The organism is Pseudomonas sp. BW7P1 (genome assembly GCF_024981055.1).
GTDB classification, from domain to species: domain Bacteria; phylum Pseudomonadota; class Gammaproteobacteria; order Pseudomonadales; family Pseudomonadaceae; genus Aquipseudomonas; species Aquipseudomonas bananamidigenes.
The window spans coordinates 4442650-4457042 of sequence record NZ_CP103374.1 but is presented as its reverse complement, the minus strand read 5'-3'; the positions used below and the strand labels follow the sequence as shown (position 1 = coordinate 4457042).

Here is a 14393-nt window from a genome sequence, read left to right as displayed (position 1 = left end):
TCGTGAGAGGTCAACCCGATATGGATCAGCGTCGAGTAGTTGTCACGGGTATGGGCCTGGTGTCGCCCCTGGGCAGTGATGTTGAAGTCGTCTGGCAGCGCTTGCTGGCCGGGCGTTCAGGATTGCGAAATCTGCCGGAAGCGGTCATTGCCGATCTGCCGACCCGGGTCGGCGGCGTGGTGCCAACGGTGGAGGAGGACGCCGAAGCGGGTTTCGATCCGGATCGCGCCACGCCGCCCAAAGAACAGAAGAAAATGGATCGTTTCATTCTGTTCGCGATGGAGGCTGCACGGCAGGCGCTTGAACAGGCGGGCTGGCACCCGACGGAATCTCAAGCTCAGGAACGCACGGCCACCATCATCGGTTCAGGTGTCGGCGGCTTCGGCGCGATTGCCGATGCCGTGCGCACAACTGACAGCCGTGGTCCGCGACGCTTGTCGCCGTTCACCATTCCATCGTTTCTGGTCAATCTCGCGGCGGGTCATGTGTCGATCCAGCACGCACTCAAGGGGCCGCTTGGTGCACCGGTCACCGCGTGTGCTGCAGGTGTGCAGGCGATCGGTGATGCCGCTCGGCTGATTCGTACCGGCGAGGCCGACATTGCCGTGTGCGGCGGTGCGGAAGCATGCATCGACCGGGTCAGCCTTGCCGGATTTGCAGCGGCGCGGGCGCTCTCCAGTGGCTACAACGATACACCCGAACGTGCATCGCGCCCGTTCGACAGCGGGCGTGACGGTTTCGTGATGGGCGAGGGTGCCGGTCTGCTGGTGATCGAGTCGCTGGAGCATGCACTGGCACGCGGTGCGCAACCACTGGCCGAGCTGGTCGGTTACGGCACCAGCGCCGATGCCTATCATCTGACCGCCGGGCCGGAAGACGGCAGCGGTGCCCGGCGAGCCATGACGTTGGCGCTGGCTCAGGCCGGCATCGCGCCGGATCAGGTGCAGCATCTGAATGCGCATGCGACCTCGACGCCGGTTGGCGACCTGGGTGAACTGGCTGCAATCAAGTCGGTGTTTGGAGCGAAAAACTCAATCGCCGTGACCTCGACCAAATCTGCGACCGGGCATTTGCTGGGTGCGGCGGGAGGCCTGGAAGCAATCTTCACGCTGTTGGCGATCCGCGACCAGGCGGTGCCGCCGACCCTCAATCTGGACAACCCCGATCCGGCCAGCGTGGGCGTGGATATCGTCCACGGTCAGGCGCGGTCGATGCCGATCGAATACGCGCTGTCCAACGGCTTCGGTTTCGGTGGGGTCAATGCCAGCGTGCTGTTCAAGCGCTGGCAGGCTTAGTCTTCGGAGCGCTTGAGGTGTTCGCGGGTGACGTCGAGGATCTGTTCGGCGAACCCGGCATCCGCGACGCTACGTGAGAGCAGGAGCGCGCCCGCCAGTGTTGCCATGATGACGATGCTGCGCTCGGCCGCGTTCTCGCCATCTAGAGTGTTCTGGATCTGATCCAGACGCGCCTTGAGCACGGCGTCGCTGGTCGGGCTCGGTTGGCCGCGCAATCCCAGCTCCGAAGAAATGGTCAGCAGCGGGCAGCCTTCATGAGGCGAGGTCTGGTGCCACTCGGAGAGGTAGGTATCGATGAAGGCTTCCAGCGGTTTCTCCTGAGCGAACAGCTCCTCGCACAAACCTGCAACCTGGTCACCGGCCGCTTGCAGGGCTTTTTCAACCAGATCGTCCTTGGATTTGAAATGCGAATAAAAGCCGCCGTGGGTCAGCCCCAGCGCTTTCATCAAGGGTTGCAGGCCGGTCGCGCCGATGCCGTCCTTGCGAAACCGCTCGGACGCTTCCTTGATGATGCGCTGATGGGTCTGGGCTTTATGATCTTGCGAGTAACGCATTTAGACTCTCCGCAACAAGACCGCCATCTTAACCAATGCAAATTGAATGGTGACTGTACTTCTACTTCTAAAAAACCTGCCGGTGAACCCAACAAGTTCCTAACAGCCAGCAACGGGTTGGCACGGATAGTGGTTGCAGCTCACAAAGTTGCCATCACCGAAGGAGCAGGAGAACCATGTTCAAAGACTATCCGGCCGCCTATCAGGTCAGTAAAGGCTCGGCCTTGCAGGTCAATGCACCGTTCTACGAACAGATTCGCGACAGAAAGGAGGCGCGAACCCTGATCGAACAATTCGAAGTGCCGATCCGCACCGGCCGCGCCTGGCATGTTCCGGCGGGCCATGTGTTTCGTGTCACCACACCGGTGGGGCCGCAGGTGGGCGACTTCAATGTGTGGAATGCCCACGATCCCTGCGAACGGATGTGGGCGGCGCGCACCCGCCAACTGCAAGGTGCGCATGTCAGCACTCATGATCGCCTCTGGTCGAATCTGCCGTTTCTGCGGCCACTGGTGACCATCACCGACGACAGCCTGGCCGATTACGGCATCGACGAGCACGGTGGGCGTCTGCACGACTTGCTCGGCACACGATGCGATCCGTACGTGAACAAAATGCTCACCGGCGAAGACTTCCATCATCATTGCCATTCCAATCTGACCCGTGCCGTGCTACCGCATGGTCTGACCGAATTCGACGTGCACGACGTGTTGAACATCTTCCAGTGCACGGGCCTGAATCACGACGACCTGTATTTCATGAAGGCCTGTCCGGCACAGAAGGGCGACTACCTGGAGTTCTTCGCGGAAATCGACTTGCTGTGTGCATTGTCGACGTGTCCCGGCGGTGATCTGTCGCTGGCGATGTGGGGGCCGGATGCGCAGGATCCGCTCAGTGTGTGCCGTCCGCTCGGTGTGGAGATCTATCGTCTGGACAATGAGCTGCTCGAAGGCTGGAGCCAACCGGAACGCGCGGCATACAAAGGCCTGCATGGTTTACACATTGCCAAGGCCGAGTGGGAACAATAACCGCCGTCAAAAACAAACCCCGCCGATTCTGGCGGGGTTTTTCGTTCAGCGGTCCTGCGCGTCCTTGATATCCGCTTCGGCATTGCGCTCGGCAACGCGTTGACGTTGTTCTTCGGTCAGTTCGACCTTGTTGGCGGTGTCGCGCAGCATCATCAGCCCCCCCACGATCGAGCCGATTGCAACGACCAGAATCAACCAGGCATACCAGGGCATAGCGGCTCTCCTTAATGACAGCTCGGTCGGCGAGGATTTTGCCGGCGATGCTGCTTACCACGTTTGAGCGATGGGAAATCGCAGTGGTTCCATTCTAGGCCGCTTATGCCCGGGGCGGTCAAAGCCCGGTCAGCATGGCGTCCGCCGGCGCGTTCGCGCGCAATTGCCCCGTGAGCAAGAAGTAGCCGAAGCCGACGGCCATGAAACCCAGGAAAATCAAGCCGATCAGTGCGTTGAACCAGGCCATCGCTATCAGGCACACCACAGCCAGCACCAGCGCGATGAACGGGATCAACGGGTAGCACGGCGCACGGAAAGTCCGCTCAAGGTTCGGTTCACTTTTGCGCAGCTTGAACAGGCTGAGCATGCTCATGATGTACATCACGATGGCGCCGAACACGGCCATTGTGATCATTGCGGCAGTGAGCGTCATGCCGCCGAGGTTGATCAGGCCGTCACTGTAGATCGCCGCGATGCCGATCACGCCGCCGGCAATGATCGCCCGGTGCGGTGTCTGGAAGCGCGACAGTTTCGCCAGCGAGGCGGGCAGGTAACCGGCGCGGGCGAGGGCGAAGAACTGGCGCGAGTAGCCGAGAATGATCCCGTGAAAACTCGCCACCAGACCGAACAGGCCGATCCACACCAGCATGTGCAGCCAGCCGGAGTTGTCGCCGACCACGGCTTTCATTGCTTGTGGCAGCGGGTCGTTGATGTTCGACAGGGCGCGCCAGTCGCCGACGCCACCGGCAAAGAACATCACGCCCATCGCCAGCAGCACCAGAGTCAGGATGCCGCTGATGTAAGCCTTGGGAATCGTGCGTTTCGGATCCTTGGCTTCTTCGGCCGCCATGGCCGCACCTTCAATCGCAAGGAAAAACCAGATCGCAAACGGAATGGCTGCGAACATTCCGGCAATCGCCGGTGCACCGAACACGTCTGCGCCGGCCCAGCCATTTAGGGCGAAGTTGCTGAAACTGAAGGCCGGAGCGACCACGCCCATGAACACCAGCAACTCGGCGACGGCCAGCACGCAGACCATCAACTCGAAGGTGGCGGCCAATTTCACACCAAGAATGTTCAGCCCCATGAACACGATATACGCGCCGACAGCGGCGTGTTTCGGATCGAGGGCCGGAAACTGCACGTTGAGGTAGGCGCCAATTGCCAAGGCAATGGCAGGTGGGGCGAAGACAAATTCGATCAGCGTCGCCAGTCCTGCGATCAATCCGCCTTTTTCACCGAATGCCCGACGGCTGTAGGCAAACGGCCCGCCCGCGTGCGGGATCGCTGTGGTCAGTTCGGTGAAGCTGAAAATGAAGCAGGTGTACATGGTCGCGACCATGAACGAGGTCACCAGAAAGCCCAGTGTTCCAGCGACGCCCCAGCCGTAACTCCAGCCGAAATACTCCCCGGAAATCACCAGCCCCACCGCGATGCCCCACAGGTGCAACGTACCCAGCGTGGGTTTGAGTTGTGTGTTCATGCGTTTGCTCCCTGAACGGTTTGGAAAGCCCGGGGAGGGCGTGTGCAGTGCGCGTGCCATTTTGTATTGTCGGGTCGCAATGGGCTGAAAGCTGTCGTATCGGGGATGTTCGCGGCTCAATGCCCACAAAATTGTGCGCCAGTTGGGTGCGCTGTTGTCTGTGCTGCCGTCTTCGCGGGCAAGCCCGCTCCCACATTTAGAAATGCACTCGTCCACACGACGCAAAACTCTGCTGTAACGCCCGCGTAAAGCCACTCTTTACGCTTTCTTTATGCGCCGCCCGCACCCTCGGTCTCGTTCCTTTACAGCCTCCTTTCCGACAATGCCTCCACACGCGGCAATACGCCGTAACACGGAGATCTTCCATGAGCGTTCTGGACGGGGTGTCCCTGCTGCTGGCAGCGGGGCTGTTCATTTATCTGTTGGTTGCGCTGTTGCGCGCGGATCGGAACTAGGAGCGGTTATGCACAGTTATGACTATTGGCAGATCCTCGCGTTTTTCGCGTTGGTGTTGCTGCCGGCGCCGTTCCTCGGGCGCTTCTACTACAAGGTGATGGAAGGTCAGCGCACCTGGCTGACGCCGATTCTTGGCCCGGTCGAGCGCGGCTGTTACCGCATTGCCGGGGTCGATCCGCAGGACGAGCAGGGCTGGCAGAAGTACACGCTGGCGCTGCTGGCGTTCAACCTCGCGGGTTTTCTGCTGTTGTTCGCGATCCTGTTGTTCCAGGATCACTTGCCGCTGAACCCGCAAAACCTGCCGGGCCAGGAGTGGACCCAGGCGTTCAACACCGCTGTCAGCTTCATGACCAACACCAACTGGCAGTCCTACAGCGGTGAAGCGACCCTCAGTTACCTGAGCCAGATGGTCGGCCTCACGGTGCAGAACTTCGTCAGTGCCGCCACCGGCCTCGCCGTGCTGGTCGCGTTGTGCCGCGGCATCGGTCGCAAATCCGCCAAGACCCTCGGCAACTTCTGGGCCGACATGACCCGTGCCACCCTCTACGGTCTGCTGCCGCTGTGCCTGGTGCTGGCGCTGTATCTGGTGTGGCAGGGCGTGCCGCAGACCTTCGCGCAATACGTGAACGCGGTGACGCTGCAAGGCGTCGATCAGGTGATCCCGCTCGGCCCTGCGGCCAGCCAGATTGCGATCAAGCAACTGGGCACCAACGGCGGTGGTTTCTTCGGCGTCAACTCGGCGCATCCGTTCGAGAACCCGACCGCGTGGAGCAATTTGTTTGAAGTGTCTTCGATCATCCTGATCCCGGTGGCGCTGGTGTTCACCTTCGGCCACTACGTCAAGGATCTGCGTCAGAGCCGCGCCATCATCGGTTGCATGCTCGCGCTGTTCCTGATCGGCGGCGCCACTTCGCTGTGGGCCGAGTATCAGCCAAACCCTGCGCTGAACAACGTGGCCGTCGAACAGACTGCACCGCTGGAAGGCAAGGAATCGCGCTTCGGCACTACCGCCACCGTGCTCTGGTCGGTGACCACCACCGCTGCATCGAACGGGTCGGTCAATGGCATGCATGACAGCCTGAACCCGCTCAGCGGCATGGTGGCGCTGGTCAACATGATGGTCGGCGAAGTGATCTTCGGCGGCGTCGGTGCCGGTCTCTACGGCATGTTGCTCAACGTGCTGATCGCGGTGTTCCTCGCCGGTCTGATGATCGGTCGGACGCCGGAATACCTCGGCAAGAAACTCCAGGCCCGTGAGGTGCAACTGCTGGTCGTGACCTTGCTGGTGATGCCGGTCGGCGTGCTGGTACTGGGCGCGATTGCCGCGGCCCTGCCTGGCCCGGCGGCCACCATCAGCAACCCCGGTCCTCATGGCTTCAGCCAGTTGCTGTACGCCTACACCTCGGCCAGTGCCAACAACGGCTCGGCATTCGGTGGCCTGAGTGCAAACACCCCGTTCCACAACCTGATGCTCGGTCTGGGCATGTTGATCGGACGTTTCGGCTACATCCTTCCGGTACTGGCCCTGGCCGGCAGCCTGGCAATGAAGAAAACCGCACCGATCGGCCAGAACAGCTTTCCGACCCACGGCCCGCTGTTCGTGACCCTGCTGACCGTGACCATTTTGCTGGTCGGCGGCCTGACTTTCCTGCCGACCCTGGCTTCGGGCCCGATCGCTGAACACCTGAGCATGGGCTTCTAAGGAATTCATCATGAATATGCATGTTCCCGCTTCAAAACCGGCGGTAGCCGCCAAGTCGGCAGAAGCCCCCAAAACCGCGATCAGCGCCCTGTGGCGTCCGGCGCTGGTGCAAGCATTCGTCAAGCTTGACCCGCGTCAACTGGTACGCTCGCCGGTGATGCTGGTGGTTGAGCTGACCGCGATTTTCACCACCGTGCTGTGCTTTATTCCGGACACCATCGTGCCGACCTTCGTTGCGGCGCAAATCGCGCTGTGGCTTTGGTTCACCGTGCTCTTCGCCAACTTCGCCGAAGCACTGGCCGAAGGTCGCGGCAAGGCCCGCGCCGACAGTCTCAAGGCCGGCAGCGAAGGGCTGAGCGCCCGGCGCAAACTGGCCAACGGCAGCTTTCAGGTAGTGCCGGCTGCCAGCCTGCGCAAGGGTGATGTGGTGCGCGTCGAAGCCGGGGAGATGATTCCCGGTGACGGCGAAGTCATTGAAGGGATCGCGGCAGTCAACGAAGCGGCGATTACCGGTGAATCGGCGCCGGTGATTCGCGAATCCGGTGGCGACCGTTCCGCTGTCACCGGCAACACCCGGCTGGTGTCCGACTGGCTGCTGGTGAAGATCACCGCCAACCCGGGGGAATCGACCCTCGACCGCATGATCGCACTGGTCGAAGGTGCCAAACGTCAGAAGACCCCGAACGAAGTGGCGCTGGACATCCTGCTGATCGGCCTGACCCTGATCTTTCTGTTGGTGGTCGTGACCCTGCAACCTTTCGCCCACTTCGCCAACGGCAGCCTGCCGCTGGTGTTCCTGGTGGCGCTGTTGGTTACGCTGATTCCGACCACCATCGGCGGTCTGCTGTCGGCCATCGGTATCGCCGGGATGGATCGTCTGGTGCGTCTGAACGTGATTGCCAAGTCCGGTCGTGCCGTGGAAGCGGCGGGTGATGTGCATGTACTGCTGCTGGACAAGACCGGCACCATCACCTTCGGCAACCGTCGTTGCAGTGCGGTGTATGCCGCGCCGGGCGTGAATGCCCGAGAGCTGGCCGAAGGTGCACTGTTCGCTTCGCTTGCCGATGAAACCGCCGAGGGCAAGTCCATCGTCGAATATTTGCGCGGTTCCAATCCGCAGCCGGAGCCTGCACCTGAAGCGTTGACTGCCGTTCCGTTCAGCGCGGAAACCCGCTTGTCCGGTGTCGACTATCAGGGCCGTGTATTCCGCAAGGGCGCGGTGGATTCGCTGCTGGCGTTCCTCGGTCAACAACGCAAGGATCTGGCGCCGGCGCTGTCCCGTGAAATCGACAAGATCGCCCAGAGCGGCGGCACGCCGTTGCTGGTCTGCGCCGACGGCAGACTGCTCGGTGTCATCCATTTGAAAGACGTGGTCAAGCCGGGCATCCGCGAGCGTTTCGCCGAGCTGCGCAAGCTGGGGATTCGCACCGTGATGGTCACGGGTGACAACCCGTTGACCGCCGCCGCGATTGCCGCCGAAGCCGGTGTGGACGACGTACTGGCCGAAGCGACTCCGGAGAAAAAACTGGCACGCATCCGTCACGAGCAGAACGACGGTCGCCTGGTCGCGATGTGCGGCGACGGTGCCAACGATGCCCCGGCGCTGGCTCAGGCCGACGTCGGCATGGCGATGAACGACGGTACGCAAGCCGCGCGCGAAGCGGCCAACATGGTCGACCTCGACAGCGATCCGACCAAGCTGCTGGACGTGGTGCAGATCGGCAAGGAACTGCTGGTGACCCGTGGCGCGCTGACGACCTTTTCCATTGCCAACGACGTGGCCAAGTACTTTGCGATCCTGCCGGCACTGTTCGCGGCGATCTACCCGCAACTGGGCGTGCTGAACATCATGCACTTGAACAGCCCGCAGAGCGCGATCCTGTCGGCCATCGTCTTCAACGCCCTGATTATCGTCGTGCTGATTCCGCTGGCCCTGCGTGGCGTGCGGGTGCAGGCGGCGAGTGCGGCGGCGCTGCTGCGACGCAATCTGCTGATCTATGGCCTGGGCGGGATTCTGGTGCCGTTCGTGGGGATCAAGGCGATCGACATGTTGTTGACGGCGTTGCATCTGGTTTGAACCTGAACAGCGGTGTGCCGGGCACACCGCTTCAAGCACGAATTCGAGGATTTTGAAATGTCCACAATGTTACGTCCGGCCCTGAGCCTGCTGGTGCTGATGACCCTGGTCACCGGCGTTGCGTATCCGCTGGTGGTGACTGGCGTTGCCCAGGTCGCCTTCCCCGAGCAGGCCAACGGCAGTCTGGTGCGCGACGCCGAAGGCAAGGTGCGCGGCTCGTCGCTGATCGCTCAGGATTTTGTCGGCGATGCGTGGTTTCATCCACGTCCTTCGGCCGGTGCCTTTGCCACCGTTTCCAGCAGCGCGAGCAACCTGTCGCCGAGCAATCCGGCGCTGGCGACTCGGGTGATCGATGACGCCCACAAGCTGCAGGTACCCGGTCAGGGCCCGGTGCCGCTGGCGTTGCTGACTACCTCCGGCAGCGGTCTCGATCCGCACTTGCCACCGGCGGCGATTGCCTATCAACTGGCGCGTGTTGCCGCCGCGCGCAATGTACCGGTGGCGACCTTGCAGCAGTTGCTCGAAGCGCACATCGAACAGCCGCTGGTGGGCCCACCGGTGGTGAATGTGCTGGCGTTGAACATGGCGCTGGAAAAACTGTAATGAATCCTTCAGGAAGAGAGTTTCAGGCATGAGTGACTCCGGCCGCGCCGACGCGCTGTTAGCAGAACTGCCCCGCGACGGACGCGGCCGGCTCAAGGTCTTCCTCGGCGCTGCGCCGGGCGTTGGCAAGACCTACGCAATGCTGCAGGCCGCTCACAGCCAGCTGCGCCAGGGCGTGAAAGTCATTGCGGGTGTGGTCGAAACCCACGGCCGCGCCGAAACCGAAGCGCTGCTCGGCGGCCTGCCGCAACTGCCGTTGGTGCGTTCGCAATACCGTGGCGTGACGCTGGAGGAAATGGACCTTGACGGCCTGCTCGCCGCCAAACCCAAACTGGTGCTGGTGGACGAGCTCGCCCACAGCAACGCCCCCGGCAGCCGTCACGCCAAACGCTGGCAGGATATTCAGGAACTGCTCGCCGCCGGCATCGACGTCTACACCACCGTCAATGTCCAGCACCTGGAAAGCCTCAACGATCAGGTGCGCGGCATCACGGGTGTGCAGGTACGTGAAACCCTGCCGGACTGGGTCTTGCAGGAAGCCTACGAACTGCTGCTGATCGACCTGCCGCCCCGGGAACTGCTGGAGCGCTTGCGCGAAGGCAAGGTCTACGTGCCGGAGCAGGCCAGGGCTGCAATCGATGCGTTTTTCACCCAGACCAACCTCACCGCCCTGCGTGAACTGGCAATGCAGACCGCGGCGGCGCAGGTCGATAACGATCTGGCTCAGGGCTACCGCAAGCTCGGCCAGGCGGCGCCGGCAGTACGCGGACGCCTGCTGGTCGGCGTCGACGGCAATGCCGATGCCGAACGACTGGTGCGTCACGCCAGCCGTGTCGCCCAACGTCGGCATTTGCCGTGGAGCCTGGTGCACGTCGACAACGGCAGCGTGCGCGATGAGCAATCGCGTCTGCGTCTGCAAAGCGCCCAGCAACTGGCTGAACGGCTTGGCGGTGAAGTGGTGCTGCTGCGGGCCGGCGAAGTGGCCAAGACCCTGATCCAGCATGCCACCGAGCGCCGCGCCAGCCTGGTACTGGTCGGTCAGTCGCGTCCGAGCCTGCGCCGACGCTTGTTCGGCGGTGGTCTGGCGGCACGGTTGCTGCGCCAGTCCCACGGCCTGGAAATCAACGTGCTGGACAGCGATCACGAGCAGCACGCGCCTCGCCTGCGGACCACGCCGACACTGGTGTGGTTCGACTATGCGCTGGCGCTGGTGGCCACGGTTCTGGCCAGCGCATTGGCGTGGGCGGTGTCGAGCGTATTGCCGCTGCCGAACATCTCGCTGGTGTTCCTTGCCGCCGTGCTGCTGGTCGCGGTGCGCAGCAGCCTGGGACCTTCGCTGGCCTGTGCAGCGTTGTCGTTCCTGACCTACGACTTTCTGTTCATCCCGCCGAATTTTTCCTTTGCCATTCAGCGCGAAGAAGACGTGCTGACCTTGCTGTTCTTCCTGCTGATGGCGGCACTCACCGGTAATCTGGCGGCGCGTCAGCGTCGGCAATTGCAGGCGTTGCGCGATACCCAGGAAGAGACCACCGAGCTGCTCGACCTGTCGCGCAAGCTCACCGCCGCCACCGACCGTCAGGCCGTGGTCAGCGCTGCCGCACAGCACCTCAATGGCTGGAGCGACCTGCAAGTGTGCCTGCTCGATCGCGACGGGCAGGGGGGCTGGAAAGTCGAGACCGGTGGGCCGCTGCAATTCACCGAATCCGAGCGCGCCGCCGCTGACTGGGCCTGGCAACACGATCAACCGGCGGGTGTGGGCACCGGTACATTGCCGTTCGGGCGCTGGTGGTGGTGGCCGCTGTCGGTGGAGGACGGGCCGCTGGCGCTGCTCGGTGTGTGCGCCAAAGAGGGCCAGACATTGAGCGGGCAACGCCGCCGCTTGCTGACTGCATTGAGCCAGCCGCTGGCTCAGGCACTGGCCCGGGCGCAACTGGCCGACGATCTCGAAGCTGCGCGTCTGCACGGCGAAACCGAACAACTGCGCAGTGCCTTGCTGGCCTCGGTGTCCCACGACCTGCGCACGCCACTGACGTCAATGCGCGGCAGCATCGACAGCCTGCTGGCGCTCGGCGAAGCGATCCCGCTGGAGGATCGCCGTGAATTGCTGGAAGGCACCCGCGATGAAGCCGAGCGCCTGGACCGCTACATCCAGAACTTGCTGGACATGACCCGCCTCGGCCATGGCGCCCTGAAGCTGGCGCGGGACTGGGTGTCGCCGGCGGACATCGTCGGCAGTGCCCTCAATCGTCTGCGCGCCGTGTTGTCGTCGCTGCAGGTGAGCACCGATGTGCCGGCCGAATTGCCCTTGTTGTTTGTCCATGCCGCACTGATCGAGCAGGCGCTGGTCAATGTGCTGGAAAATGCCGCACGTTTCTCGCCGTCCCATGGCCGTCTGCAGTTGCGTGCCGGAGCGGATGACAGCGAGGTGTTTTTCTCGGTCAGCGATGAAGGGCCGGGGATTCCCGTCGATGAGCGGGCGAAGATTTTCGACATGTTCTACACCGCCGCCCGGGGTGATCGTGGCGGACAGGGCACCGGCCTGGGGCTGGCGATCTGTCAGGGTATGGTCGGTGCCCATGGCGGGCGGATCAGTGTCGGCGAGGGCATCGACGGTCGCGGCACCTGCATCACCCTGCACCTGCCTTTGCAGACGCAACCGGGGATGGACGGTGAAGCCTGATCCTGCCTGCGCTACTCTCTTGCCACTCTTTTGTATTGATGTGAACCCATGAGCCAGACTGCGACCATTTTGGTCATCGACGATGAACCGCAGATTCGCAAATTCCTGCGCATCAGCCTCGCTTCACAAGGCTACAAGGTGCTGGAAGCCGGCACCGGTGCCGAGGGCCTGGCCCAGGCGGCGCTGAACAAGCCTGACTTGCTGGTGCTTGACCTCGGCCTGCCGGACATGGATGGCCAGCAAGTGCTGCGCGAGTTTCGCGAGTGGGCCACGGCGCCGGTACTGGTGCTGTCGGTGCGTGCCGGCGAAGGGCAGAAGGTCCAGGCGCTGGATGGCGGTGCCAATGACTACGTGACCAAGCCGTTCGGCATCCAGGAGTTTCTCGCCCGGGTGCGAGCGTTGTTGCGTCAGGCGCCGGCCGGCGAAGCGCAGCAGGCCGCGTTGAGTTTCGGCCCGCTGACCGTGGACCTGGCCTATCGCCGGGTGTTGCTTGACGGCGTCGAAGTCGCCTTGACCCGCAAGGAATACGCGGTGCTGGCGCAACTGGCGCGGCATCCGGGCCGGGTGATTACCCAGCAGCAATTGCTCAAGGACATCTGGGGGCCGACCCATACCGAGGACAGTCACTACCTGCGGATCGTCGTCGGCCATCTGCGGCAGAAACTGGCGGATGATCCGACCCGGCCACGTTTCATCGTGACCGAGGCAGGTGTCGGTTATCGGTTGTTGAGCGAGAGCAGCGTTTAGCTCTGCTCGCTCTCATAACGGTCGAGGGTGTCCCGGGCAATTTCGCGACCCAGTGCGATGAGTTCGGGAGCCTTGTAGAACTCGAAGAACCGGCACACCCGCTTCGGCACGTTGATCAGAATGTCCGGCGGATACCCGGCGATCTTGTATTGCGCCAGGGACGTCTGCATCACCTCGAAACTCTGGTTGATCAGATCCAGCAATGACGCAGGCCCGACGTTGTCGACGATGAACGATCCGGTGGCGGATTTCGGTGCGCCGTCACGCTCGGGAGCGGCGGCGGGTTGCTGGGTTTCCGGTTCCGCACCTTCTACCCACGGATTGATATCCGCCGCTTCTGCTCGCAAGGCTTCCTGTTCCAGCAACAACAGTTGCTCGGCCTGTTTGCGACGGAACGGCATCTTCGATCCCAATGAATTGATCAGGCTGTCGAAGCGCGTACGGAATGCGGCGGGGCGCTGGATCACTGGCAGCTTGTAATGACGCTGGTTGGTCGAGTTGAGGTTGACCGCGATGATCAGATCGCAGTGGCTCGACACTACCGGCACGATCGGCAACGGGTTGAGAATGCCGCCGTCCACCAGCATCCGGTTACCCTGCATCACCGGGGTGAACAGGCTGGGAATCGCCGCCGAGGCGCGCATGGCCTGATGCAGACAGCCTTCCTGAAACCAGATTTCCTGCTGGTTCGTGAGGTCGGCGGCGACCGCCGTGTAGGGGATGCGCAGTTCTTCGATATTGATTTCTCCGACGATCTTGCGGATCTGCCCGAAGACCTTTTCGCCACGGATCGCCCCGAGGCGGAAACTCACGTCCACCAGTCGCAACACGTCGAGGTAATCCAGGCCTTCGATCCAGCTGCGGTACTCGTCGAGCTTTCCGGCAGCGTAGATTCCGCCGACCACCGCGCCCATCGAACAACCGGCGATGCAGGCAATGTCGTAACCCCGTCGTTCGAGCTCTTCGATGACCCCGATATGGGCATAGCCCCGGGCGCCACCGGAACCCAGTACGAGTGCGACACGTTTTTTCATCAGACTTCCTCCCCCGACAGGTTTCCACAATGCACCCATCGAGGGTCGGGCTACAATCGCCGCAGTCGTCCGGGACGGCGCTGGCGTCGTTTTTTCGATACTTCGTGACCCGCTGGCGTTATCTTTTGCCATGCGGTGGATTCACGGGGCACAAGGCACTTTTCCCGCGCCCGAACGTCTTAACTGCACGACTGTTGACCTATCTTGAGGTGTAAATGATGAAAGCCTGGATCTGTGTGCCCCTGATTGCCCTGGCATTGGCCGGTTGCGCCGGCAAGACCGCCTACCGCGACAGCTGTGGCAGTCAGCTCGATGCGGCGTGGCATGAACTGGATCTGGCCAAGGCCGAGGGATTTGCCGGTACCGTGAGTTACTCCAAGGCCCTGTCGTTGCTGACTGCGGCCAAGACCCAGCAACAATTCGAGGGCTTTGAGGGTTGCAGCAAAAAAGCCGAGAAAGCGCGTTTCTACATTCGCGAATCCCGCGCCGGGCGCTAAGCTGCTGACGTGGCGCAATGGCAG

13 protein-coding genes are annotated in these 14393 nt (G+C 62.4%); 9 read left to right on the top strand and 4 right to left on the bottom strand.

Going from position 1 to position 14393, the window contains the following annotated elements; translation table 11 throughout:
- The first annotated feature begins 20 nt into the window (after positions 1-20).
- Positions 21-1295: a beta-ketoacyl-ACP synthase II gene (gene fabF / locus NWV16_RS20025; RefSeq protein WP_260520467.1), complete on the top strand. Its 1275-nt coding sequence runs from the start codon at positions 21-23 to the stop codon at positions 1293-1295.
- On the opposite strand, the gene NWV16_RS20020 is transcribed toward fabF, so the two are convergent.
- Positions 1292-1849, bottom strand: coding sequence for a TetR/AcrR family transcriptional regulator (locus NWV16_RS20020; protein WP_260520466.1), 558 nt, complete (start codon positions 1847-1849; stop codon positions 1292-1294). The genes fabF and NWV16_RS20020 overlap by 4 nt on opposite strands.
- Positions 1850-2025: 176 nt before the next feature.
- Between NWV16_RS20020 and NWV16_RS20015 the strand changes: the two genes are divergently transcribed.
- Positions 2026-2877, top strand: a complete 852-nt coding sequence (locus NWV16_RS20015) for an urea carboxylase-associated family protein (protein WP_260520465.1) — start codon at positions 2026-2028, stop codon at positions 2875-2877.
- A gap of 45 nt (positions 2878-2922) precedes the next feature.
- Here the strand turns inward: NWV16_RS20015 and NWV16_RS20010 are convergent, their stop codons facing one another.
- Together NWV16_RS20010 and eat are read right to left on the bottom strand one after the other, a co-directional pair.
- Complete coding sequence (locus NWV16_RS20010) at positions 2923-3090, bottom strand: DUF2897 family protein (RefSeq protein ID WP_065257130.1); 168 nt, start codon at positions 3088-3090, stop codon at positions 2923-2925.
- A gap of 118 nt (positions 3091-3208) precedes the next feature.
- Positions 3209-4573, bottom strand: coding sequence for an ethanolamine permease (eat, locus tag NWV16_RS20005; RefSeq protein ID WP_260520464.1), 1365 nt, complete (start codon positions 4571-4573; stop codon positions 3209-3211).
- A gap of 365 nt (positions 4574-4938) precedes the next feature.
- Here eat and kdpF point away from each other — a divergent pair, with 365 nt between their 5' ends.
- The 6 genes from kdpF to NWV16_RS19975 are packed head-to-tail and all read left to right on the top strand — an operon-like array spanning position 4939 to position 12838.
- The gene (gene kdpF, locus NWV16_RS20000) at positions 4939-5028 is read left to right on the top strand and encodes a K(+)-transporting ATPase subunit F (RefSeq protein ID WP_007963673.1); all 90 of its coding nucleotides are present in this window, start codon (positions 4939-4941) and stop codon (positions 5026-5028) included.
- 8 nt (positions 5029-5036) lie between these two features.
- The gene (gene kdpA / locus NWV16_RS19995; RefSeq protein WP_260520463.1) at positions 5037-6731 is read left to right on the top strand and encodes a potassium-transporting ATPase subunit KdpA; all 1695 of its coding nucleotides are present in this window, start codon (positions 5037-5039) and stop codon (positions 6729-6731) included.
- 10 nt (positions 6732-6741) lie between these two features.
- A complete protein-coding gene (gene kdpB, locus NWV16_RS19990; RefSeq protein WP_260520462.1) occupies positions 6742-8808 on the top strand; it encodes a potassium-transporting ATPase subunit KdpB in 2067 nt (688 codons plus the stop codon).
- Positions 8809-8865: 57 nt separating this feature from the next.
- The gene (kdpC, locus tag NWV16_RS19985; RefSeq protein ID WP_260520461.1) at positions 8866-9411 is read left to right on the top strand and encodes a potassium-transporting ATPase subunit KdpC; all 546 of its coding nucleotides are present in this window, start codon (positions 8866-8868) and stop codon (positions 9409-9411) included.
- A gap of 28 nt (positions 9412-9439) precedes the next feature.
- Positions 9440-12091, top strand: a complete 2652-nt coding sequence (locus NWV16_RS19980) for a sensor histidine kinase KdpD (protein ID WP_260520460.1) — start codon at positions 9440-9442, stop codon at positions 12089-12091.
- A gap of 48 nt (positions 12092-12139) precedes the next feature.
- Positions 12140-12838, top strand: a complete 699-nt coding sequence (locus NWV16_RS19975; RefSeq protein ID WP_260520459.1) for a response regulator — start codon at positions 12140-12142, stop codon at positions 12836-12838.
- Here NWV16_RS19975 and NWV16_RS19970 read toward each other — a convergent pair.
- Positions 12835-13872, bottom strand: coding sequence for a patatin-like phospholipase family protein (locus NWV16_RS19970; protein ID WP_065257124.1), 1038 nt, complete (start codon positions 13870-13872; stop codon positions 12835-12837). The genes NWV16_RS19975 and NWV16_RS19970 overlap by 4 nt on opposite strands.
- 218 nt (positions 13873-14090) lie before the next feature.
- Here NWV16_RS19970 and NWV16_RS19965 point away from each other — a divergent pair, with 218 nt between their 5' ends.
- Complete coding sequence (locus NWV16_RS19965; protein WP_041069470.1) at positions 14091-14369, top strand: hypothetical protein; 279 nt, start codon at positions 14091-14093, stop codon at positions 14367-14369.
- The last annotated feature ends 24 nt before the right edge of the window (positions 14370-14393 follow it).